The organism is Neobacillus niacini, from assembly GCF_036961885.1.
Taxonomy (GTDB): Bacteria; Bacillota; Bacilli; order Bacillales; family Cytobacillaceae; genus Neobacillus; species Neobacillus niacini_H.
On the sequence record NZ_JBALNQ010000064.1, the window covers coordinates 7,404 to 31,818 of the forward strand.

The following is a 24,415-nucleotide window of genomic DNA, read 5'->3' on the forward strand; positions in this document are numbered from 1 at the left end:
GCGGAAAGCGTAGCCCCTCATGACAGGCAAAGAACGCCTGTCCCTGCGATGATTATTCAATGAAGCTTTCCTTAGTGTAGCGCAAATCAATAGCCCAGTTTAAAACAGCCAAAAAAAGCTTCTCCCTTTTTAGGAGAAGCTTCATCTATATTATTTTGCTAATTCAAATTGATTTTGAATTTCTTTTACTAATTGTTCTGCACCTTCGCGGCTAAGGATTAGCTTTCCGCCAGCAAGTGCTAAATTATCATCAGAAACTTCGCCAGTTACTTGGCAAGTCATATTAGCCTTGTATTTCTTTAAGATAATGCGATCATCATCAACATAGATTTCAAGTGCATCCTTTTCAGCAATACCAAGTGTTCTTCTTAATTCAATTGGAATAACTACACGACCTAATTCATCAACTTTACGGACAATACCTGTAGATTTCATTTTTACTAGCTCCTCTCAATTTTAACCTATTAAGTTATTTCTCTATTAATTCGCCAAAATTCGACATTATTTTTATAAACTAATAATACCAGTCATTCCATTTTCCGTCAATTACTTTATATTAAAAATCAATTGGAAAATTTAGCAAAACACAAAAAACCTTGATAAATCAACACATAAATGAATATTGGTTCAGAAATTAACATCGTTTTGTTCTTAATAGTATAATAATATTATCTTAATAAAATTCGACAAAATACCACAATTACCAACGGCACTATTAGTATAATAATTCGACAGATAGCTAAGCTTTTCTGGGGGCAAAATAAATATAATAAAAAATATATTTATGGTTTATACTTGAGTTTATTGCACAAATGTTGGTTTTTGGGTATATTTTGATGATAGAAGAGGATGAAAAAAGGCAATAATGATTTAATAGGAAAATCGATTGCCTATTTTAGGAGGGTATCAAATGCAAGAAAAATTAAAAACTTTTTATCTCACTACTCCGATTTATTATCCGAGCGGAAATTTACATATTGGCCATGCGTATACAACAGTGGCTGGTGATGCAATGGCACGCTATAAAAGAATGCGCGGCTTTGATGTCATGTATCTTACGGGAACGGACGAGCACGGACAAAAGATCCAGCGTAAAGCAGAGGAAAAGGGCATCTCCCCACAGCAATATGTTGATGAAATTGTTGACGGGATTAAAGACCTCTGGAAAAAGCTTGATATTTCATATGATGATTTTATCCGTACAACAGAGGAAAGACATAAGCAGGTTGTAGAAAAAATCTTTGCTAGACTGCTTGAGCAAGGGGATATTTACCTTGATAAGTACGAAGGCTGGTATTGTACACCATGTGAATCATTTTATACAGATCGTCAGTTAGTTGATGGGAACTGTCCTGATTGTGGCAGACCTGTAGAAATTGTTAAAGAAGAATCTTACTTCTTTAAGATGAGTAAATACGTCGATCAACTGCTGCAATACTATGAAGAAAACCCAGAGTTTATTCAACCTGAATCACGTAAAAATGAGATGATCAATAATTTTATTAAGCCAGGATTAGAGGATTTAGCTGTTTCTAGAACGACCTTTGATTGGGGAGTTAAAGTACCTGGAGATCCAAAGCATGTTATTTACGTATGGATTGATGCTCTATCTAACTACATTACAGCTCTTGGATATGGAACAGAAAATGACAGTAAGTATTTAAATTATTGGCCTGCAGATGTCCATCTTGTAGGAAAAGAAATCGTTCGTTTCCATACGATTTATTGGCCAATCATGTTAATGGCACTTGATCTTCCACTTCCTAAAAAGGTGTTTGCTCATGGTTGGCTATTAATGAAGGATGGAAAAATGTCCAAGTCAAAAGGAAATGTAGTGGACCCAGTCACCTTAATTGACCGTTATGGTCTTGATGCTCTTCGCTATTATTTACTAAGAGAGGTGCCGTTTGGTGCCGATGGAGTATTTACTCCAGAAGGATTTGTTGAAAGAATTAATTTCGACTTAGCTAATGACCTAGGAAACCTGTTAAACCGTACTGTGGCGATGATTGATAAATATTTTGATGGCGTCATTCCTGCATATTCTGGTTCTACGGGTGAATATGATGAAATCTTACTTCAAGTTAGTCGTGAAACAGTTGAAAAATATGAAGAAGCAATGGAGAAAATGGAGTTTTCTGTTGCACTTACATCCATTTGGCAATTAGTGAGTCGGACCAATAAGTATATTGATGAAACACAGCCATGGGCTTTGGCAAAATCAGAAGAACGAAAAGATGAGTTAGCAAGTGTAATGGTACATTTAGCTGAATCATTAAGGAGAACGGCTATTCTTCTTCAGCCTTTCTTAACAGTGACCCCGACTGGTATTTTTGAACAACTAGGCATTAACAGTGATGAATACAAGACGTGGGATAGTTTAGCTAACTTTGGAGATCTTCCTGCTGGAGCGAAGGTTACAAAAGGAAATCCATTGTTCCCAAGACTTGAAATTGCAGATGAGGTTGAATTTATTCGTACAAAAATGGGAGCTACCGCTCCAGTCGTGGAAGAGAAAAAAGAGGAAAAGCCGGAGTCTATCGAGGAAATTTCTCTTGATGATTTCATGAAAATTGATTTACGTGTGGCTGAGGTCATTCAAGCTGAACCAGTAAAAAAGGCAGATAAGCTACTAAAACTTCAATTGGATTTGGGGTATGAAAAACGTCAAGTGGTATCAGGAATTGCCCAATATTATCAACCAGAGGATTTAGTGGGTAGAAAGGTTATTTGTATCACGAACCTGAAACCAGTGAAGCTGCGGGGGGAACTGTCACAAGGAATGATCCTAGCCGGATCACAGGATGGAGCCTTATCACTCGCCACAGTTGACCAAACATTACCTAACGGTTCCAAGGTAAAGTAATATTGTCGAAATGGGAATGTTCCACGTGAAACAAAATTCGTGGCATTTCCATTTTTTCTTTATAAATTCGACAAGAACCATTAATGGAAATCCTACAAAGGAGCTTAAATAATGTTATTTGATACACATGTACATTTAAATGCTGAACAATTTGAGGAAGACTTAGACGAAGTTATAGTGAGGGCACAGGAGGCTGGCGTATCGAATATGGTCTGTGTAGGCTTTGATCGTCCTACTATAAAAAAGGCAATCGAACTTGCAGAGTCCTACGATTTCATTTACGCGTGTGTTGGCTGGCATCCTGTGGATGCAATAGATATGACAGATGAAGATTTGCTTTGGATTGAAGAGTTAGCGTCCCACCCAAAAGTAGTGGCAATAGGTGAAATGGGATTAGATTATCATTGGGATAAGTCGCCTAAAGATATTCAAAAGGAAGTATTTCGCAAACAAATCAAATTAGCAAAAAAGGTAAAACTACCAATCGTCATACATAATCGGGAAGCTACAGCAGATATAGTTGAGATTTTACAAGAAGAGGAAGCAGCTGAGGTCGGAGGAATCATGCATTGTTTTAGCGGTAGTCCAGAGGTTGCGATGGAATGTCTAAAAATGAATTTTTACATCTCACTTGGAGGTCCCGTGACATTCAAAAATGCCAAAAAGCCCAAAGAAGTGGCAGCTGTCGTCCCTTTAGAAAAACTGCTGATTGAAACAGACTGCCCTTATTTAGCGCCGCACCCTTATCGAGGAAAACGCAATGAACCGGGTTATGTAAAGCTAGTTGCAGAGCAAATTGCTGAAATTAAAGGTCTTTCCTATGAGGAAGTTGCAGGGGTAACAACAGCAAATGCGAAAAAAGTATTCGACATTAACTGATAGACAAGCATGTCGAAGTTAAAAGAAGCTTGTCCAAATTTATTACTATAACTAAAAGTTCTACACGCCTCCTTTTCCTCATAGGATAAACGTGTCGAGAAGTTTTCCTTTGCAAATTTCCCAACTATATGCATAATAAGACATACGTTCACTAGGAAAGCAAGGGTTGACAGCCGACAGCGTGTTTCTCAATAATCTCTCCGAGAAAAGGAGGCGTTTTTCATCGTATTCAAAAACATGAAAAACCTGTTTTCTAAGTCTTTGAGTAGGAAAAGGTTGGCGATCATTTTTGCTAGTTTTGTAGTTTTAGCAGCAACACTGGGTTTTTCATACTATGAAGGATCTAAATATACCGTTGCATTAACTCTTAACGGACAGCAAAAAGTAATTAAAACACATGCCAATACGGTTAAGGATGTTTTAGCCCAACTGGATATACCAGTAAACTCAAAAGACTACTTGTCACCTTCAGCTGATGCTAAGGTAAAGGACAATCAAAAGATTGTCTTTAAGCAAGCAAAACAGGTTCGCATTGTCCAAGACAACGAGAAAAAAACGATATGGACAACAGCAGGTACGGTCGCGGAGCTCCTAAAAGAGCAAAATATTGTATTGAACGAACAGGACGAAATTTCGTCAAGACCGCAGGATACGATCAAAAATAAGATGGAAATTAGCATCAAATTAGCTCTTCATCTTACACTAGTTGACGGCGGAAATGAGCAAAAAGTATGGTCCACTTCGGCTACGGTCGCTGACTTTTTAACACAACAGGGAATTAAACTAAATCAATTTGACCGAGTTGAACCGTCATTATCAGAGACAGTGAAAAGGGATGCCGTAATAAACGTCATTCGCGTAGAAAAAGTCACCGATGTAGTGGAAGAACCAGTTCAATTTGCCGTTGTCACCAAGAAAGATGAGAGCTTGGAAAAAGGAAAACAAATAACTGTTAATGAAGGTAGACAGGGAGTAGTTTCAAGAGAATATGAAGTCATCTTGGAAAACGGTAAAGAAGTTTCAAGAAAATTAATTGGTGAGCAGAGTCTTAGAGAGAAACTCGATAAAGTTGTGGCTGTCGGAACGAAGGAGTTAGCGATTCAAGTTTCCCGTGGAGCAGAAACTGGAACTGAGTTTTATGTGAATACTACTGCCTATACGGCATATTGTAACGGTTGTTCAGGGAGAACGGCTACGGGACTGGATTTACGTTCCAACCCAAATGCAAAGGTAATTGCCGTTGATCCCCGCGTGATTCCCTTAGGAACAAAGGTTTATGTGGAAGGCTATGGCTATGCGGTTGCGGCTGATACGGGCGGCGCCATTAAAGGACACAAAATTGATGTTTTCTTTCCAACAAAAGCGGAGGCATTCCGCTGGGGAGTCAGAAAGGTCAAGATTAAAATCTTAGAATAAGCTTATCGGTGCAGAGGAAAGTAAAAGCCTCTGCATTTTGCTTTGTTCTCAAATATTCATTATACTTACAAGGAAATCTATAGGTTATTTAGTAAATGATATGAATGCATTTGTTAATATAGACGATGGACATTACAAAAATGTTTCAATTATTTTTCAAATTTTTTGCTGTGTTAAAATTGGTTGTTGATTTGTGCTCCAGGCACTTCGCTTTCCGTAGGCGGTTCGGGAAGCCTCCTCAGCGCTAAAGCGCCTGCGGTGTCTCCCCTGTCCCGTCCTCCTGCAGGAGTCTCGTGCCTTCCGCACAAATCAACATTGTTAGAAAATCAACATTTATTATTAACACAGCCTATTTTATTATTTAAGGCCGGAGGAACGAATGAGAATTAAGGAATTTATTGTCGTCGAAGGAAAAGATGATACAACAGCGATTAAACGGGCTGTGGATGCAGATACAATTGAGACAAATGGTTCAGCGATTAATCAAGAAACGATTGAAAAAATAAAAAGAGCACAAGAAACAAGAGGGGTCATCATTTTTACAGATCCTGACTTTCCAGGGGAAAAAATCAGGAAAACGATTGCGGAAAAGGTACCAGGTGCAAAACATGCCTTTATACCAAAAGAAGCAGCTATCGCAAAGAATGGTAAAGGCCTTGGAGTAGAACATGCTCAGCTAGAGGCAATAAGGAACGCATTAAGAGACGCACAAATCATGTCAGAGACAATTAAAGAAGAAATTACCCAGGATGATTTAATTATAGCAGGACTTATTGGTGGAGCTGGTTCAAAAGAAAGAAGAATCATATTGGGAAAACTTTTGAAAATTGGATATACCAATGGAAAGCAGCTTCATAAAAGGTTGATGATGTTCCAAATTAGCAGGCAGGAGTTTGCAGAAGCACTTGCAGTGGTCATACAGGAGGAAAAAAATGAATAAAGACATTGCTACCCCGATAAGAACAAGAGCAATACTTGAAAAATACGGATTTTCTTTTAAGAAAAGTCTTGGCCAAAACTTTTTAATTGATACAAACATTTTACATAGAATAGTGGATTTTGCTGAAATAGGTGAAAATTCAGGGGCAATTGAAATTGGCCCTGGTATTGGTGCTCTGACAGAACAGCTTGCCCGCAGGAGTAAAAAGGTTGTGGCTTTTGAGATTGACCAAAGATTATTACCCATTTTGTCGGATACTCTTTCACCGTATGAAAATGTGAAAATTATTCATAAGGATATCCTTGAGGCCGATGTTCAGGAAGTAATAGATGCAGAATTTATCCAATTCAAGGATATAATGGTTGTTGCTAATCTGCCCTATTACGTCACTACGCCAATTATTATGAAACTCTTAGAGGAACAGGTACCTATCCGTGGAATCGTCTGTATGCTTCAAAAAGAGGTCGCTGAACGTATTTCAGCGAAGCCAGGGACAAAGGAGTACGGATCTCTTTCGATCGCTGTACAGTACTACACAAAGGCGGAGACGGTTATGATTGTTCCTAAAACAGTTTTTGTGCCGCAGCCCAATGTAGATTCGGCCGTAATTCGCTTAACAAGACGTGAAAAACCGGCAGTTATTGTAAAAGATGAAACCTTCTTTTTCCAGGTTACACGAGCAAGTTTTGCCCAAAGAAGAAAAACGTTACTTAATAATTTAACAAGCCAACTCCAGGATGGGAAACAAAAGAAGGAAGAGATCTTAAACGCATTACATGCAGCAGGAATTGATCCAACTAGAAGGGGAGAAACACTTTCTGTTGAAGAATTTGGACGTTTGAGTGACGAACTGCTTACCTACTTCCGATAGACCGCTATGGTCTATTTTTTTTGAGTTGAACCTAAGATCATTCACAAAGACCTGTGTAGTTGCATAGCCTATCAAAGATAAAATTTTATTTGGAAGGCCTATATGCTGGTCTAATTGGAGTGACAGCAGTGGAAATAAAAATGATGGATATTGTCGGCAGACGATCCTATAACTGTGATATTCTATTCCGTGTCATTGATATTCAAGTACTAAATGGCCAGAGGTTTGCAGTCCTATATGGTGAAGATTTTCGCTTAGTCGCGGACGCACCTTACGAGGATTTGGTAGTTATTAACAAGAATGTAAGGTCCAAAATCACACAGGAATACAAATCCCTTGAAGAGCAATCCTTCCGGCTTTTTGCCCAGGACGTTGATTTATTAAAGCAAAGACAGGATTACGAGGCGACGGGCGGCTATGCACAACCAGCCAATTATTTTCAAATTCCCGGGAAGGTTCTCCACCTAGACGGAGACCCTGATTACTTACAAAAGTGCATGACTTTATACGAGAAAATTGGTATTCCAGTCTATGGTATCCATTGTAACGAAAAGGAAATGCCAAATAAAATTGGCGGATTAATTGATCAATATCGTCCGGATATAGTCGTTATTACTGGTCATGATGCCTATTCAAAGTCGAAGGGGAAAATGACAGATATTAATGCATACCGCCATTCAAAGCACTTCGTCCAAACTGTCAAAGAAGCCCGAAGGAAGATTCCTCATTTAGATCAACTTGTCATTTTTGCGGGTGCGTGTCAGTCACACTTTGAATCGTTAATACATGCAGGTGCAAATTTTGCTAGTTCTCCCTCACGAATAAATATTCATGCTTTGGATCCCGTTTATATTGTTGCGAAAATCAGCTATACGCCGTTTATGGAAAGTATCAATGTCTGGGATGTTTTGCGAAATACACTAACAGGAGAAAAAGGACTAGGAGGCATTGAAACAAAAGGGGTATTACGTACAGGAATGCCTTATAATCCTGTCCAAGAAGAAGATTCATAAGTCCTTTAGGAATGTTTAAGGGCTTATTTTTTTTAAATGCACATAATCCTGCTCTGATAAGGTTATCATAATGATTGTTGAAAATTGGAAGAAAAAGTAGAACAAAAGATATTGACAATCTTTTTGTCGGACTGATATAATTTTATGTTTTTATTTGACATTGGTATGTCAGTGTGATATACTTTACACAGTGAGGTGGACCGAATGCCAAAAACCTTAGCCGATATTAAAAAGGCTCTTGATTCAAATTTAGGGAAAAGATTGTTGCTCAAGGCAAACGGAGGACGTAGGAAAACAATTGAACGATCCGGTGTATTAGCCGAAACCTATCCTTCAGTTTTTGTTATTGAATTAGATCAAGAAGAAAATGCATTTGAACGTGTTTCATACAGCTATGCAGATGTACTTACTGAAACAGTTCAGATTACCTTCTATGAAGATGCAGCAGGAAATGTAGCTTTAAGTTAGAATATAGGGCAATTTTTTAGGGCAGGGAATCCTTACGATTTTCTGCTTTTTGCTTTGTCTAAAATAAAATAAATGTAGTGTTAAAGGCAACTGTTCGATTTAAAAACTATGTTGATTTGTGCGGAAGGCACGAGACTCCTCGAAAATGCTATCGCATTTTCTTCGTGCGTGGGCAAACTCAAGGATGTAATTCAATGTCCTGCAGGAGTACGGGACAGGGGAGACCCCGCAGGCGCTTTAGCGCCGAGGAGGCTTCCCGAACCGCCTGCGGAAAGCGAAGTGCCTCAGGACAGGCAAAAACCGCCTGTCCCTACGGTGATTATTCTAAGAAGCATTCCTTAGTGGAGCGCAAATCAACAGCCTATTTTAACAACCCAAAATAAAATCGATTTCTAAATACATACTAATACTGCCGTGAGTGTTAAAAAGGGGTTGTTTAGATGGCAAGAAGAAAAGGTGTCATGTCTACTCAATTTAAAGAAGAACTCGCAAAAGAGCTTGGGTTTTATGATGTCGTTCAAAAAGAGGGCTGGGGCGGCATTAAGGCCAAGGATGCGGGGAATATGGTGAAAAGAGCGGTTGAATTAGCTTCTGAACAGCTAATGAAAAACAACAGGAAGTCTTAAATTAGGCAGTCGTAGCCACAAATTGAAAAGCAGCACTTGCTTGTCAATGTTAAACAAAACAAAACACCACGGTAAGGTCAGGGACGATAAAAATCCCTGACCTTTAATATATGGCTATTTTCATAAAGCTTAATGTTAAAATCTTAAAGCCGATTTTAACGTGGCATTAGTTATTTTGCACTTTAGAACTTAGTTTGTTGGCCCTTTTCTAAAATTTTGTTCAAAAAACAACAAAATTTTAGAAAAGAGCCTTTATTATTCATAGACTTTTTTTCCTATTAGAAGATTTGTGGTAAAATAGGAAAAAATATATGAACGATAGAAGTGTAGGTGTGCATAGTGAAGCTTTTAGTAAAAGCACCAGCCAAAATTAATTTATCCTTGGATGTTTTATATAAGCGTCTAGATGGTTTTCATGAAGTTGAAATGATCATGACAACGATAGATTTGGCGGATCGAGTTGAACTAACATTATTAGAGGAGGACAAGATACGTATTGTTTCTCATAACCGCTATGTTCCCGACGACCAACGGAACTTAGCCTATCAAGCTGCTCAATTGTTAAAAGACCGTTATCAAGTAAAAAAAGGGGTTCAGATTTTAATTGAAAAAACAATCCCTGTTGCGGCAGGACTTGCTGGGGGAAGCAGTGATGCTGCAGCAACTCTTAGGGGCCTTAATAAACTTTGGGACCTTGGACTAACTCTTGATGAATTAGCAATTCTTGGTTCTGAAATAGGGTCAGATGTTTCCTTTTGTGTATATGGCGGGACAGCTTTAGCAAGAGGAAGAGGGGAGATGATCACGGACCTTCCCGCACCGCCGACCTGCTGGGTCATTTTGGCGAAGCCTTTTATTGGAGTCTCTACTGCTGAAGTTTACCGGCGTCTGGATTTAAATGGGATGAAGCACCCCAAGATTAATGAAATGGTCAATGCGATTCATAATAATGATTATCAAAGTGTATGTGAGAATGTTGGGAATGTCTTGGAAGAGGTAACGTTAAAGCTTCATCCAGAAGTGGCACAAATAAAGGACCAAATGAAGAAGTTTGGTGCTGACGCTGTTTTGATGAGCGGCAGCGGACCGACTGTCTTTGGCATTGTCCAGCATGATTCAAGAATGCATCGAATTTATAATGGTCTGAGAGGTTTTTGCGATCAGGTTTTTGCTGTAAGAATGTTAGGAGAAAGACACACTCTTGATTAAAAACGTACAATAATGATATTCTTATATTAGAATATTCGTCTTTTGGAGGTCCGTACCCGTTATGAAGTTTCGCCGCAGTGAACGATTGATAGATATGACAAGCTATTTACTTGACCATCCGCGCCAGCTTGTACCACTCACCTTTTTTGCCGAACGTTATTCTTCTGCGAAATCTTCGATTAGCGAAGACTTAGCAATTGTGAAGGAAACCTTTGAACAAAGAGGAATTGGAACATTACAAACTGTACCTGGTGCAGCGGGTGGAGTCAAATTTTATGTAAATGTAAGCGATGAAGAAGCAAGACCATTTGTAAGTGAGTTATGTTCGTTAATTGCACATCCAGATAGACTTTTGCCAGGGGGATATTTGTATTTAACGGATATTTTAGGTGATCCTGCAATTGTCCAAAAAGCTGGTAGAATTATTGCTTCTCCATATGTAAATACTAAAATTGATGTAGTCATGACTGTGGCGACTAAAGGGATCCCCCTTGCTTATGCTGTAGCAAGCCAGTTAAATACTCCAGTGGTCATCGTTAGGCGAGATAGTAAAGTTACCGAAGGACCAACCGTAAGTATCAATTATGTTTCTGGTTCCGCAAAAAGAATTCAAACGATGGTTCTTTCAAAAAGAAGTTTGGCCCAAGGATCGAGGGTCTTAATTGTCGACGATTTCATGAAGGCAGGCGGGACTGTGATGGGAATGATCAGCTTAATTGAGGAGTTTAATGGGACAGTAGCGGGGATTGCTGTATTAGTTGAAGCTGAAAAAATGGAAGAACGCCTCGTAGATGAATACAAATCACTTGTGAAGCTGACAGATGTTAATGTAAAGGAAAAAAGGATTCGGGTAGAAGAGGGTAATTATTTTAAACGTAGAACGGAGGAATAGTATGAAAGTTGTTCAAACAAACCAGGCGCCTGCCGCAATAGGACCATATTCACAAGGTATAATCGTAAACAATCTTTTTTTCAGCTCAGGTCAAATTCCCCTAACTGCAGCGGGAGTTATGATTGAAGGCGGCGTAAAGGAACAAGTTCATCAGGTTTTTAAAAATTTGGATGCTGTACTTTCAGAGGCAGGAGCGTCATTTGATACTGTAGTAAAGGCAACTGTTTTTATAAAAAGTATGGATGATTTTGCCGCAATTAACGAAGTATACGGTGAATATTTTTCAACGAATAAACCTGCCCGTTCATGTGTTGAGGTAGCGAGGTTACCGAAAGATGCATTAGTCGAAATTGAAGTTATTGCACTCGTAAAATAGGTGAACCTGATTTTTTTTCACATTTCCACCATAGTAATATATCTGACTTTTAGAAATGTTCACTATTTTGCCTAAAATATTTTTAAAATATTAATATAAAAGAAGGATTTACTAGATTCCATGTTGAATTAAGTACACTAGCTTTTTAACATAAGAAAAGGGTGTGAGCACATGGAAGTAACAGACGTAAGATTACGCCGCGTTACCACGGACGGTCGTATGAGAGCAATCGCATCAATTACATTAGATAATGAATTTGTTGTTCATGACATTCGTGTTATTGACGGCAATAATGGTTTGTTTGTCGCAATGCCAAGTAAACGTACTCCAGATGGAGAATTTCGTGATATTGCGCATCCAATCAATTCTGGAACGCGCGGTAAAATCCAAGAAGCTGTTTTGGCTGAGTATCACCGTTTAGGCGAATTAGAAGTGGAATTTGAGGAAGCCGGTGCTTCCTAGAAGAATTAAACAACCTAGAGCCTACTACATAAGTAGCGCTCTTTTTTTATTTCCTCTCTATCCTCTAAAACATTCCTCTGATTTTTTTCAAAATAACAAATTCGAACACTTTTCTTACATTCCTTGAAATGACTCGCTAATTACGTTAATATTTTTAGTGGAGAAAAAGGTAAAATTGGAGGACTTAAACATGTCTATTCGTTATGCTGTGATTTTGGCCGCTGGTCAAGGTACTCGGATGAAGTCAAAGCTATATAAGGTATTACACCCTGTTTGCGGTAAGCCGATGGTTCAACATGTTGTCGATCATGTTAAATCACTAGACATTCAAGAAATGGTTACCGTCATTGGTCATGGAGCCGACTTGGTAAAAGCCCAATTAGGGGAAGTGAGTCATTATGCCCTTCAAGATGAGCAGCTCGGGACGGCACATGCTGTCATGCAGGCACAAAGCAGGCTAGAGGATAAACAAGGAATTACCATTGTCGTTTGTGGCGATACCCCTCTAATTAAAGCAGAAACGATGGAGTCATTATTTAAACATCATGAAGAGTTTTCAGCAAAAGCGACGATTCTTACAGCAAGAATTGATGACCCGACAGGATATGGGCGTATTATTCGAAACGAAAATGGACTTGTTGAGAAAATAGTTGAACATAAAGATGCAACAGAGGCTGAACGTGAGATAAATGAAATTAACACGGGAACCTATTGCTTTGACAATGCTGCGTTGTTTGCAGCATTAAAAATGGTTTCAAATGATAATGTACAAGGTGAATATTATCTTCCAGACGTTGTTGAAATCCTGAAAAACCAAGGTGAAGTGGTCACAGCTTTTCAAACAAATGATTTTGAAGAAACGCTAGGTGTAAACGATAGAGTTGCCCTGGCAGAGGCAGAAAGAATTATGAGAAGCCGTATCAATGAAAGTCATATGCGAAATGGTGTTACCATTATTGATCCAGCAAATACATACATTGATTCTGATGTTGTTATTGATCAGGATACCATTATTCTTCCGGGAACGATCTTAAAAGGTAAAACCGTCATTGGTGCAGACTGTCAAATTGGACCTAACACAGAAATTGATTTATGTGAAGTTGGAGATAAAACGGTAATCCGTCAATCTGCTGCTTACAAAAGTTCGATTGGCTCACTTGTAAATATCGGCCCCTTTGCTCATATAAGACCGGAATCAGCCATTAGTGACGAAGTGAAAATTGGCAACTTTGTTGAGATCAAGAAGGCGAATTTTGGTAAGGGCAGCAAGGCTTCACATCTAAGCTATATTGGTGATGCTGAAGTTGGGAATGATGTTAATATTGGCTGTGGATCAATAACCGTCAATTATGATGGTAAAAATAAATATTTAACGAAGATTGAAGATGAAGTCTTTATTGGCTGTAATTCTAATCTAGTAGCACCTGTAACCGTTGGAAAAGGAGCGTATGTAGCTGCTGGTTCAACGATTACAAAGGATGTCCCTAGTAAAGCATTGTCCATTGCCCGTTCGCAACAAGTAAACAAAGAAAATTATGTCGATAAACTTAATCTGAAAAACAAGTAGATATTGGAGGGCAATATGTCGAATCAATACTTAGATCCAAACTTAAAGGTATTCAGTCTAAATTCAAATCTTCCGTTAGCAAGAGAAATAGCCAAAGTGATTGGTATTGAACTAGGAAAAATCTCTGTAACAAGATTTAGTGACGGGGAAATTCAAATTAATATTGAAGAGAGTATCCGCGGTTGTGATGTATATGTCATTCAATCGACCAGTTCCCCTGTTAATGAAAATATTATGGAATTGTTAATCATGATAGACGCTCTGAAGAGGGCTTCTGCGAAGACGATTAATCTTGTTATGCCATACTATGGATATGCTCGTCAGGACCGTAAAGCACGGGCACGTGAGCCGATTACAGCTAAATTAGTAGCAAACCTTCTTGAAACAGCAGGAGCCACTCGTGTAATCTGTTTAGATTTACATGCACCACAAATACAAGGATTCTTTGAAATTCCAACCGATCACTTAATGGGCGTACCCATTTTAGCGGATTACTTTAAACAGAGGGAATTTAATGGTGACCTTGTCATTGTTTCTCCAGACCATGGCGGTGTTACGAGAGCTAGAAAATTAGCTGAACGTTTAAAAGCACCGATTGCCATTATTGATAAACGCCGTCCGCGACCTAATGTGGCCGAGGTTATGAATATTGTTGGTAATATTGAAGGGAAAATTGCCATCCTTATCGATGATATTATTGATACGGCAGGGACGATCACCCTTGCAGCGAATGCATTAGTCGAGAACGGTGCGAAAGAAGTGTATGCTTGCTGTACACACCCTGTATTGTCTGGACCTGCCATTGACAGAATTCAAAATTCCAATATAAAGGAATTAGTTATCACGAATTCGATTTCACTTCCAGAAGAGAAAAAGTCAGATAAAATTGTGCATCTTTCTGTGGCACCTTTAATGGGCGAAGCGATTATCCGCGTCCATGAGGAACAATCTGTAAGTACGTTATTTGATTGATTAAAAAGCGGAAGCGCCTGTTTAGCCCCGACAGGCATAAGACGAGCCGGCATGAAGGTTGTCCTTTAACCTTCTTGACGGATTGCTTATGACCCCGAGGGGCTAGGCGCTGGAGCTAGATTCAATAATTTATGTTTAGACCTTCCTGTTTTGGGGAATTTTTATAAAGACAGTATTGTACAAAACTAGGAAGGTGACTAAAACTTATGAGTACGGTTTTACAAGCAAAGGAACGTAAGGAACTGCGCACTTCAGAGTTAAGAAAAATTAGAAACAATGGACATATTCCTGCTGTTATTTACGGGCGAAGTGTTGAAAGTAAACCCGTTTATGTTAGTTCAGCGGATTTAACGAAAACGATTCGTCATGTAGGCAGAAATGGCGTTATTTCTCTTGATGTTGAGGGTAGTAAGCATGATGTCGTATTAAGTGATTATCAAGAGGATAGTATTAAAAGGGAAATTATTCATGTTGATTTTCTTGCCATTGATAAATCCTCTAAAATTACTGTAACGGTGAGACTTGTTCTAACTGGCGATGCAGCTGGAGTAAAAGATGGCGGTGTTCTTCAGCAGCCTATTCATGAACTATCGATTACTTCCACTCCTACTGAGATACCACAGCAAATTGAAGTGGATGTATCAAATCTCCAGGTTGGCGAGACAATGAAGGTTTCCGATATCCTTTATCAAGGATCCTTTACGATTAACCATGAGGAAGATGAAGTCATCGCAAGTATTCTGCCTCCAAGACAAGAAGAGGAAATTAATGCAGGTGAACAGCAGGATGGCGGTCACCCTGAAAGTGAAGAAGGCAGAGAAACAGATCCTGCTGGACAATAAAAAGGTAGACGTAACCTGAATAAGGTTACGTCTTTTGTCGCATTTATTAAGGTACAATAATTACATAAATAGCCTTAATCAAAAAAAAGACGTAATATTAAGTGGGAGAGATTCTATGTTCCGAAAATTATTCAACAGGTGGACTGGGCCGAAAGAGAGGATAAGAATGAAATTAATTGTTGGTTTAGGAAACCCTGGAAAGCAATTTGAAAAAACGAGACATAACATCGGATTTGAAGTAATTGATGAGTTAGCCAATCAATTATCCATTCCCTTAAATCAATCAAAATTTAAAGGATTATTTGGAATTGGTTTTCATAATGGAGAAAAGGTCATTTTATTAAAACCCCTCACCTTTATGAACCTATCTGGTGAATCGATTAGAGCGGTAATGGACTATTATCAGATAGATGTAGAAGACTTTGTCGTCATCTATGATGATCTTGATCTGCCAGTGGGGAAAATTAGGCTTCGTCAAAAGGGAAGCCCAGGCGGGCATAATGGGATAAAGTCAACGGTAGCACATCTTGGAACGCAAGAATTTAACAGAATTCGAATTGGAATCGATCGGCCAACAAACGGGATGAAGGTTCCGGATTATGTCTTAGGACGTTTTCATGATGATGAACAGGCATTAACAAAAGAAGCTGTCCAAAAGAGTGCTGAAGCATGTAAAACCTGGTTAGAAAGACCGTTTTTGCAGGTAATGAACGAATTTAATCAGTAATTGTTCATGAGAACACCTTTCCTTTCATAGAATAAAGCAATTCTCTATTTTTACGAATGAAACAAATGAATAACTTCCCTCTTCATCGTAAATACTATTATTATTATTAGTAGAATAGGGAGGGTACCTGCGTGGCCATTCATTACCATTGCCGTCATTGCGGCACAAGCCTAGGTTCCATTGAACAGTCGTCGATCCACAGTGAAACACTCGGTCTGCATAAGCTGACAGAACAAGAAAGACAAGAGATGGTTGCGTATGATGTGTCTGGTAATATACACATAACTGCCATTTGTGAAGATTGTCAGGAGTCATTAGAAAGAAATCCTGATTATCATCAATATGATTTCCTTATTCATTAAATAAGCCCGCTTTGGAAGGCACTCCAAAGCATTTTTCTATTTTTTTTTAAAGACTAATAAAAGTTAAAATATGAAAAAAGATTTAAAGAGAGGAGGAACGAGCTTTTGAAAGGTTTAAAATCTTTATTCCTAGATCAGGAAGATATTCACTCCATAATTTCAGGGGTCCAAGAAGGCTTGAAGGAACAGCTTATCGCTGGATTATCGGGTTCATCAAGAACCGTTTTAACGGCAGCTATTTATGAGCAAATGAAAAGGCCGATTCTGTTTATTACCCACAATCTATTGCAAGCTCAAAAAATCTATGAAGATATTGTAAATCTATTAGGTGAGGATGAAGTTTTTCTTTTTCCAGCAAATGAACTGATTGCAGCCGAGATGAGTATCGCCAGTCCAGAATTGAAGGCACAAAGGATTGAAGCCTTAAACCATCTTAGCAAAAGAGAAAAAGGGATTATCATTGTTCCTATTGCTGGGCTAAGAAAGGTCATTCCACCAAAATCATTGTGGAAGCAGTACCAGTTGCCATTTAAAATCGGTGATGATTTAAATATAACGGAGGTACTTACCACTTTTGTTAAGATGGGCTATGTCCGAACAGATATGGTATCAACTCCAGGAGAGTTTAGTATTAGAGGCGGCATTATCGATATTTACCCCCTTACAGAAAGTAGTCCAATAAGAATAGAATTATTTGACACTGAAATTGACTCGATTAGATATTTCTCTTTAGATGATCAGCGCTCCATTGAAAAAACAACGGCAGTTTTAATTGGTCCTGCTACAGAGGTTCTATTCGGTGCAGAAGAATATAGCCGCGTAATTGGAAAGGTAGAGGATGGATTAGCGCAAAGTCTGCGCAAGTTAAAGGACGATAAGGCGAAGATTCAGCTATCACAGAATATAAGTTATGAGCTTGAAAAACTTAAAAATGGGCAGAAGCCAGACCAAGTATTTAAATATCTTTCACTAGCTTATGAAGGCGGTACTAGTTTACTAGACTATTTACCTCGTAATGGAATGGTATTTATTGATGAGATTAGCCGTGTTCATGAGATGAATGAATCATTAATTAAAGAGGAAGCGGAGTGGTACACAGCCCTGCTAAGTGAAGGTCAAATTATTCATGATTTGACTATTTCGCATGATTTATCGCCAATGCTTCAGAAAAGTCAATTTCCGATTCTTTATATGAGTTTATTTCTTCGTCATGTCGCGAATACAAGTCCACAAAATATCATTAATGTTTCATGTAAACAAATGCAAAATTTCCATGGTCAAATGCACTTACTTAAAGCTGAAATTGACAGATGGAAAAAAAGTAATTATTCGATTCTTTTTTTAGGACCTGATGACGAAAGAGTAAAAAAGTTAGAACGAGTTTTAGAAGATTATGAAATAGAAACTTCAATTCTTCGAGACGGTCAGCAGTTGTTACCAGGAAGAGTTCAAATTATGAAGGGGAACCTGCAAACTGGATTTGAACTTTCCATTCAGAAAATAGCTGTAATTACGGAAGAAGAGATTTTTAATAAGCGTGTCAAAAAGACTGCCAACAGACAGAAGCTCTCTAATGCTGAAAGAATAAAGAGTTATTCAGAACTTAAAGTTGGTGATTTTGTTGTTCATGTAAATCATGGAATAGGAAAGTACTTAGGAATAGAAACGCTCGTCATTAACGGTGTTCATAAAGACTATCTCCATATTCGCTATTCTGGGACAGATAAACTTTACGTACCAGTTGAACAAATTGACCTTGTCCAGAAGTATGTAGCAGCTGAAGGCAAAGAGCCCAAAATTTATAAACTCGGCGGCAGTGATTGGAAAAAGGTGAAAAAGAAGGTTCAATCCTCTGTTCAAGACATTGCCGATGATTTAATTAAGCTTTATGCAGAACGTGAAGCTGCAGTCGGTTATGCCTTCTCTCCAGATGGAGATATGCAAAGGGAGTTTGAAACCGCCTTTGCCTATCAGGAAACAGAAGATCAACTCCGCTCCATCCATGAGATTAAGAAGGATATGGAAAGACCTAGACCAATGGACAGATTGCTATGCGGCGATGTAGGTTATGGAAAAACGGAAGTTGCCATTCGAGCTGCCTTCAAAGCAATTGCAGATGGAAAGCAAGTAGCCCTGCTTGTTCCAACAACAATTTTAGCCCAGCAGCATTTTGAAACGATGAGAGAAAGATTCCAAGACTACCCGATCAATATTGGCATGTTAAGTCGTTTCCGTTCGAAAAAGCAGCAAACAGAAACGATAAAGGGTTTAAAAGCAGGTACGGTAGATGTGGTAATTGGAACACATCGGATACTTTCAAAAGATATCATCTATCGTGATTTAGGATTATTAATCATCGATGAGGAACAGAGGTTTGGTGTAACTCATAAGGAAAAGATTAAGAAACTAAAAACGAATGTTGATGTGTTAACCTTGACGGCGACACCAATTCCAAGAACACTGCATATGTCGATGCTTGGTGTTCGTGATTTGTCGGTAATTGAAACACCGCCTGAAAATCGATTCCCTGTTCAAACGTATGTAATGGAATACAATGGATCGCTTGTCAGAGAAGCCATTGAACGGGAATTGGCACGTGACGGACAAGTTTACTTTTTATATAACAGAGTAGAGGATATTGAACGGAAGGCAGAGGAAATTTCAATGCTCGTTCCAGATGCACGAGTTATCTGCGCACATGGGCAAATGTCAGAAAATGAATTAGAATCTGTTATGCTCGGTTTTTTATCCGGAGAATTTGATGTTCTTGTTAGTACAACCATCATAGAAACAGGGGTAGATATTCCAAATGTTAATACATTGATTGTCTATGACGCCGATAAAATGGGGCTTTCACAGCTTTATCAGCTTCGCGGTCGTGTCGGAAGGTCAAATCGTGTCGCCTATGCCTATTTTACGCATCGAAAGGACAAAGTATTGACAGAAGTGGCAGAAAAGCGCCTGCAGGCGATTAAAGAATTTACTGAGTTGGGATCTGGTTTTAAAATTGCGATGCGTGACCTTTCTATAAGAGGTGCAGGTAATTTACTAGGAGCACAGCAGCACGGATTTATTGACTCAGTTGGATTTGATCTTTATTCACAAATGCTCAAAGAAGCCATCGAGGAAAGAAAAGGCGATTTGAAAGTAGAGCAAAAAGCAACAGTGGAAATAGATTTAGAAATAGATGCCTATATTCCTGATACGTACATTAATGATGGCCATCAAAAGATTGAAATGTATAAGCGGTTTAGAGGAATACAAACATTAGAGGATATTGAAGAACTTCAAGCGGAAATGCTCGATCGATTTGGTGAATACCCAGAAGAAGTCAATTTTCTATTCCAGGTGGCTGAGATGAAGGTTTATGCACTACTTACCGGTGTGGAAGTGATAAAGCAAGTAAAACAGGAAGTAACCATATTAGTCAATGACCAGGCCAGCGGTACAATTGATGGTCAAAAGGTCTTTGCCATCAGCAGTAAATACCCAAGAATAATTGGACTTGGAATGGAAGGCAAAAAACTTAAAATAACGATTCAAATAAAAGGAACCGAGACTGCACATTGGTTAAATATAGCATTTGACATGATAAAAGGATTACAAACAGCTAAACGGGGGCAAGAAAACCCTGTTAATTTTAGGTAGTAGTGCCTTTTTCGTGGTATAGGATAATTTTCCTGTTTGTGAAAAAATATTGTGAATGTGTATAGAACTTTCCAGTTGAAAGATACTAAGTTCAAAGTTGGTCATTACCAAGTTAGTTAAAATCATCAGATGAAAGTGAGGCAACATTGGATGAAAGCAACTGGAATAGTTCGTCGAATCGATGATTTAGGTCGTGTTGTCATTCCGAAAGAAATACGCAGAACGTTGCGTATCCGTGAGGGGGATCCGTTAGAGATCTTTGTCGATCGGGATGGAGAAGTCATTTTAAAGAAGTATTCACCTATCAGCGAGTTAAGCGATTTTGCCAAAGAATATGCAGAAGCCCTATTTGACAGCCTCGGAAACCCGGTGTTAATTTGTGATAGAGACACTTATATTGCATTAGCAGGTAGTTCCAAAAAAGATTATTTAAGTAAAAATATAAGCGATTTAGTGGAAAAAACCATGGAAGATCGTAATTCAGTTCTCGTAACCCAACAAGGTGATATCGCGTTAGCAGATGGGAATGATGAGACGATTTCATCTTATACAATTGGACCAATCATTGCAAATGGTGATCCAATTGGAGCTGTAATCATCTATGCAAAAGAAGGAACACTTGGTGAAGTCGAGAAGAAGGCAGTTGAAACAGCTGCTGGATTTTTAGCCAGACAAATGGAGTCCTAGAACGAATACTATACGCACAAATAAAAGAGGCAGCCAAGCTGTCTCTTTTATTTGTGCCCCAATCAGTAAGTAGTCACCCCTGTACAAGGCGCTTCGGCTTTGTATTTTGTGTTATAATACATTCGAGTTTAGGTTCTATGAGGAGAAAAGAAATGAAGCAGGTAAATCAATCGAAGGCTCTTTTTAGAGGGGCTTTTATTTTAGCCATTGCGGCACTGATAACAAAAATCCTAAGTGCTGTTTATAGGATCCCGTTTCAAAACATTGTCGGTGATGTCGGCTTTTACATATATCAACAAGTATACCCGTTTTATGGTCTTGCTATGGTGTTGGCTACAACAGGATTTCCTGTCGTTTTATCTAAGCTGTATGCTGAACAAAGGGTAAAAAATGATCATGAGAAAATAAGACGGCTTTTCTTCTTAGCATTTATCATTTTGCAGGTGTTTGGAGTTGTCTGTTTTCTTATCCTTTATTTAGGTGCGGATTATATTGCTTTTTGGATGAATGATGTGAGGTTGTCTATTTTATTGAAGGTAGTTTCGATTGTTTTTTTACTATTTCCAATAACGGCGATTCTAAGGGGATATTATCAAGGAAAAGGAGACATGGTACCTACAGCGCTATCACAGGTTGGCGAGCAATTCATACGAGCATTTACGATTCTTTTTTTAGCCTATACATTCACGAATTTAGGCTATTCATTGTATCTTATCGGCGGCGGAGCCATGTTTGGATCGATTACAGGGGGTATGGTATCAGCGCTTATTTTGTTTACATTCCTTTGGATTCGTAAAGAATGGAGAATAATTGCTCCAAGAAAAGGCATGCTTTTTGGCTATTACCGCGAGGCTGGCGTTATATTAAAAGCCCTAATCTTTCAAGGTCTTACGATCTGTATTAGCGGGATGTTAATGATATTTATCCAAATGGCTGATTCCTTAAATCTATACTCCATACTTACTGAAAATGGTTATGAGAAGGATATGGCAAAAAGTATTAAAGGAATATTCGACCGTGGACAGCCATTGATCCAGTTAGGAACAATTGTTGCTGCTTCCATGTCCTTATCTCTCGTTCCGTTGATCACGAGTGCGAGAATAAAAAAAGACACTGTATTCTTAAACGATAAAATTCAGTTGGCCATTAGGATAAGTATCGTCATTGGTGTAGGAGCTTCTGTCGGTCTCTGGGCAATTATTGAACCAGTCAATATTATGTTATTTGAAAATAACTCCGGTTCCTCGGTGTTAGGAATTCTAAGCTTTGTCATACTCCTGAGCTCAATCATTACTACGATTATTGCAATTATGCAGGGTTTAGGTTCATTACTTTTTCCAGCAGTTGCGGTCCTGGGAACATTCCCTGTCAAGTATGGGCTTAATGCTCTATTCGTCCCGAAGTTTGGGACAATGGGTGCTGCTTATGCCACTCTTGTCACCTTAGTATTGGTTTGCTTTCTTTTAATCGTTAAATTCAATCGTATGCAGACCAATATACTGAAAACGACCCGTTTCCTAAGTCCTCTGTTAGTAGCAGCACTTGTGATGGTATTATTTTTAAAAGGCTATCTCGCCTTAACGGATTTGATTACGATACCGAACGGAACTGAAAGAGTAGTGGCAACGACCCAAGCACTTGGCGGTGTCCTTTCTGGAGGTTTTCTGTTCTTACTTATTATTGTCAGAGGGGGAGTCTTTTTGGAAAAGGAGCTCTCATTATTTCCATTCGGCAGCAAATTAAGCCTTTTATTACCAAAAAAGAATAGGAGTTAAACGAATATGGGCAAATCAATTGAGATTCTTGGTTTGGGAGCAGGCGACTTGGAACAGCTTCCTTTTGGTGTGTATAAAAAGTTAATGAAGGCAAATCATGTTTATTTAAGGACAAAGGAACATCCTGTTGTAAACGAGTTAGAAACAGAGAATTTCCGTTATTCCTCCTTTGATTCGGTATATGAAAAGCATGACCAGTTTGAGGAGGTATACCAAGAAATTGTCCAAACCTTACTTGCAAAGGCGAAAACAGAGCAGGTAGTTTATGCGGTGCCTGGTCATCCTCTTGTAGCTGAGCGGACGGTACAATTACTATTGGAATATGGTCCCAAAGAGGAAGTAGAAATCATCATAGGCGGAGGTCAAAGCTTTGTGGATGCCCTCTTTCAGTCATTAAAAATTGATCCGGTAGACGGTTTCCAACTTCTTGATGGAACATCACTGCGTTCTAATCAGCTGCAAATCGATCAGCATATTTTTATTAGTCAAGTCTATGATCCGTTTGTAGCCTCTAATATAAAGCTGACACTTATGGAAAGACTTCCGGATGATTATGAGGTTGTCATTGTGACAGCAGCAGGCAGCAGCAGTGAACGACTAGAGCGGGTGCCTTTATACGAGCTGGATCGAAAGGTAACCCTTGATAATCTCACCTCTGTCTATATTCCTCCTGTACAGGAGGAACAAATTATGTTTAAAAACTTCTCTAAGCTTCGGGAGATTATTGCGGTCTTAAGGGGACCAAATGGCTGTCCATGGGATAAGGAACAAACCCATGAGTCCTTAAAAAAATACTTAATTGAAGAAACCTATGAGGTAATCGAGGCAATCGATAGTGGTGATATTGATCATATCATAGAAGAACTTGGCGATGTTTTATTGCAAGTTATGCTTCATGCCCAAATTGGTGAGGATGATGGCTATTTTGCAATTGAAGATGTGATTGAGGTACTTTCAGCGAAAATGATTCGCAGGCATCCCCATGTATTCGGTGATATAAAAGCGGAAGACACAAAAGAGGTCCTTCGTAACTGGCAGGAAATTAAAAAGCAGGAAAAGGGTGAGACGGAAGCTTCCCTTCTTGATGGCATTTCCAAATCAAGGCCTAATTTAATAAGAGCATACGATATTCAGAAGAAAGCAGCGAAAGTTGGCTTTGATTGGCAGGAGATAACACCTGCTTTGGCGAAAGTGAAAGAAGAACTTGTGGAATTCGAGAATGAAATAGTGACACAGAGTCTTGTTAATGCCAAAAAGGAATTCGGAGATATTCTCTTTGCCTTTGTCAATGTTGCAAGGTTTTTAGATATACACCCAGAAGAGGCATTATTTGAGACCAATGAAAAGTTTATTAGAAGATTTCATTTTATAGAAGAAAAGGTAAAGAACAGCAACAAGCCGATAGATGCTCATTCTTTAGAAGAACTTGATCAATTCTGGAATGAAGCAAAATCTAACGGACTTTAGAATCGGGGGATAGTAATGAGATTAGATAAATATTTAAAAGTATCAAGATTAATTAAACGAAGAACGTTGGCAAAAGAAGTATCGGACCAAGGCAGAATTCTTATAAATGGAAAAGAAGCGAAAGCAAGTTCAACAGTCAAAGTTGGCGATGAACTAACCATCCGCCTTGGACAAAGACTGGTTACAGCAAGAATCGATGTCATTCAAGATACCACTAGAAAAGAAGCGGCAGCAGAAATGTATACGATTATTAAAGAAGAAAGACTTGGGGAATCACAGTTCTAAACGCGCAAAGTGAAATGGCTTGTTCTAATTCATATCCCCCTCACATAAAATTGTAATAAATGGTT

The 24,415-nt window shown here is 38.7% G+C and carries 23 protein-coding genes; 22 read left to right on the forward strand and 1 reads right to left on the reverse strand.

What is annotated here, in order from left to right; all coding sequences use genetic code 11:
* Positions 1 to 150: 150 nt before the first annotated feature.
* Entirely contained in the window at positions 151 to 435 is a 285-nt protein-coding gene (locus tag V7124_RS22770) for an AbrB/MazE/SpoVT family DNA-binding domain-containing protein (protein WP_335415507.1), read from the reverse strand.
* 475 nt (positions 436 to 910) lie between these two features.
* Between V7124_RS22770 and metG the strand changes: the two genes are divergently transcribed.
* The 22 genes from metG to V7124_RS22880 all read left to right on the forward strand — a co-directional run bounded on the left by metG (position 911) and on the right by V7124_RS22880 (position 24,350).
* Positions 911 to 2,866 carry a methionine--tRNA ligase gene (metG, locus tag V7124_RS22775; protein WP_335493732.1) on the forward strand — a complete coding sequence of 652 codons (1,956 nt, stop codon included), beginning with the start codon at positions 911 to 913 and terminating at the stop codon, positions 2,864 to 2,866.
* 111 nt (positions 2,867 to 2,977) lie between these two features.
* On the forward strand, positions 2,978 to 3,745 hold the full coding sequence (locus V7124_RS22780) for a TatD family hydrolase (protein WP_335493734.1): 768 nt from the start codon (positions 2,978 to 2,980) through the stop codon (positions 3,743 to 3,745).
* Between the two features lie 237 nt (positions 3,746 to 3,982).
* Complete coding sequence (locus V7124_RS22785) at positions 3,983 to 5,161, forward strand: ubiquitin-like domain-containing protein (RefSeq protein ID WP_335493736.1); 1,179 nt, start codon at positions 3,983 to 3,985, stop codon at positions 5,159 to 5,161.
* Positions 5,162 to 5,540: 379 nt separating this feature from the next.
* Positions 5,541 to 6,101 carry a ribonuclease M5 gene (rnmV, locus tag V7124_RS22790; protein WP_335415518.1) on the forward strand — a complete coding sequence of 187 codons (561 nt, stop codon included), beginning with the start codon at positions 5,541 to 5,543 and terminating at the stop codon, positions 6,099 to 6,101.
* Positions 6,094 to 6,972, forward strand: coding sequence for a 16S rRNA (adenine(1518)-N(6)/adenine(1519)-N(6))-dimethyltransferase RsmA (gene rsmA / locus V7124_RS22795; protein ID WP_335493740.1), 879 nt, complete (start codon positions 6,094 to 6,096; stop codon positions 6,970 to 6,972). Before rnmV ends, rsmA begins: the two co-directional genes overlap by 8 nt.
* Positions 6,973 to 7,100: 128 nt before the next feature.
* Positions 7,101 to 7,985, forward strand: coding sequence for a sporulation peptidase YabG (gene yabG / locus V7124_RS22800; RefSeq protein ID WP_335493743.1), 885 nt, complete (start codon positions 7,101 to 7,103; stop codon positions 7,983 to 7,985).
* A gap of 204 nt (positions 7,986 to 8,189) precedes the next feature.
* Positions 8,190 to 8,453 (forward strand): biofilm formation stimulator Veg, encoded by a 264-nt coding sequence (gene veg / locus V7124_RS22805; protein WP_335415523.1) that lies wholly within the window; start codon positions 8,190 to 8,192, stop codon positions 8,451 to 8,453.
* Between the two features lie 461 nt (positions 8,454 to 8,914).
* Complete coding sequence (locus V7124_RS22810; protein WP_335415626.1) at positions 8,915 to 9,079, forward strand: small, acid-soluble spore protein, alpha/beta type; 165 nt, start codon at positions 8,915 to 8,917, stop codon at positions 9,077 to 9,079.
* A 339-nt stretch (positions 9,080 to 9,418) separates the two neighbouring features.
* Entirely contained in the window at positions 9,419 to 10,288 is an 870-nt protein-coding gene (gene ispE / locus V7124_RS22815; RefSeq protein WP_335415526.1) for a 4-(cytidine 5'-diphospho)-2-C-methyl-D-erythritol kinase, read from the forward strand.
* A 61-nt stretch (positions 10,289 to 10,349) separates the two neighbouring features.
* Positions 10,350 to 11,180, forward strand: a complete 831-nt coding sequence (gene purR, locus V7124_RS22820; RefSeq protein WP_335415529.1) for a pur operon repressor — start codon at positions 10,350 to 10,352, stop codon at positions 11,178 to 11,180.
* Between the two features lies 1 nt (position 11,181).
* Positions 11,182 to 11,556, forward strand: coding sequence for a RidA family protein (locus V7124_RS22825; protein WP_335415533.1), 375 nt, complete (start codon positions 11,182 to 11,184; stop codon positions 11,554 to 11,556).
* A 171-nt stretch (positions 11,557 to 11,727) separates the two neighbouring features.
* Complete coding sequence (spoVG, locus tag V7124_RS22830) at positions 11,728 to 12,018, forward strand: septation regulator SpoVG (RefSeq protein ID WP_027322572.1); 291 nt, start codon at positions 11,728 to 11,730, stop codon at positions 12,016 to 12,018.
* 190 nt (positions 12,019 to 12,208) lie between these two features.
* On the forward strand, positions 12,209 to 13,585 hold the full coding sequence (gene glmU / locus V7124_RS22835) for a bifunctional UDP-N-acetylglucosamine diphosphorylase/glucosamine-1-phosphate N-acetyltransferase GlmU (protein ID WP_335493748.1): 1,377 nt from the start codon (positions 12,209 to 12,211) through the stop codon (positions 13,583 to 13,585).
* A gap of 15 nt (positions 13,586 to 13,600) precedes the next feature.
* On the forward strand, positions 13,601 to 14,557 hold the full coding sequence (locus tag V7124_RS22840) for a ribose-phosphate diphosphokinase (protein ID WP_335415542.1): 957 nt from the start codon (positions 13,601 to 13,603) through the stop codon (positions 14,555 to 14,557).
* 206 nt (positions 14,558 to 14,763) lie between these two features.
* A complete protein-coding gene (locus V7124_RS22845) occupies positions 14,764 to 15,399 on the forward strand; it encodes a 50S ribosomal protein L25/general stress protein Ctc (protein WP_335493749.1) in 636 nt (211 codons plus the stop codon).
* A 166-nt stretch (positions 15,400 to 15,565) separates the two neighbouring features.
* Positions 15,566 to 16,126, forward strand: coding sequence for an aminoacyl-tRNA hydrolase (gene pth / locus V7124_RS22850; protein WP_335493751.1), 561 nt, complete (start codon positions 15,566 to 15,568; stop codon positions 16,124 to 16,126).
* 131 nt (positions 16,127 to 16,257) lie between these two features.
* Complete coding sequence (locus V7124_RS22855) at positions 16,258 to 16,488, forward strand: anti-sigma-F factor Fin family protein (protein WP_335415551.1); 231 nt, start codon at positions 16,258 to 16,260, stop codon at positions 16,486 to 16,488.
* Between the two features lie 105 nt (positions 16,489 to 16,593).
* Entirely contained in the window at positions 16,594 to 20,136 is a 3,543-nt protein-coding gene (gene mfd, locus V7124_RS22860; protein ID WP_335415554.1) for a transcription-repair coupling factor, read from the forward strand.
* A gap of 150 nt (positions 20,137 to 20,286) precedes the next feature.
* Positions 20,287 to 20,823, forward strand: coding sequence for a stage V sporulation protein T (gene spoVT / locus V7124_RS22865; protein WP_090767931.1), 537 nt, complete (start codon positions 20,287 to 20,289; stop codon positions 20,821 to 20,823).
* A gap of 152 nt (positions 20,824 to 20,975) precedes the next feature.
* The gene (locus V7124_RS22870; RefSeq protein WP_335493754.1) at positions 20,976 to 22,598 is read left to right on the forward strand and encodes a putative polysaccharide biosynthesis protein; all 1,623 of its coding nucleotides are present in this window, start codon (positions 20,976 to 20,978) and stop codon (positions 22,596 to 22,598) included.
* A 6-nt stretch (positions 22,599 to 22,604) separates the two neighbouring features.
* Positions 22,605 to 24,065, forward strand: a complete 1,461-nt coding sequence (mazG, locus tag V7124_RS22875; protein WP_335493756.1) for a nucleoside triphosphate pyrophosphohydrolase — start codon at positions 22,605 to 22,607, stop codon at positions 24,063 to 24,065.
* A 15-nt stretch (positions 24,066 to 24,080) separates the two neighbouring features.
* The gene (locus V7124_RS22880) at positions 24,081 to 24,350 is read left to right on the forward strand and encodes an RNA-binding S4 domain-containing protein (RefSeq protein WP_335415565.1); all 270 of its coding nucleotides are present in this window, start codon (positions 24,081 to 24,083) and stop codon (positions 24,348 to 24,350) included.
* The last annotated feature ends 65 nt before the right edge of the window (positions 24,351 to 24,415 follow it).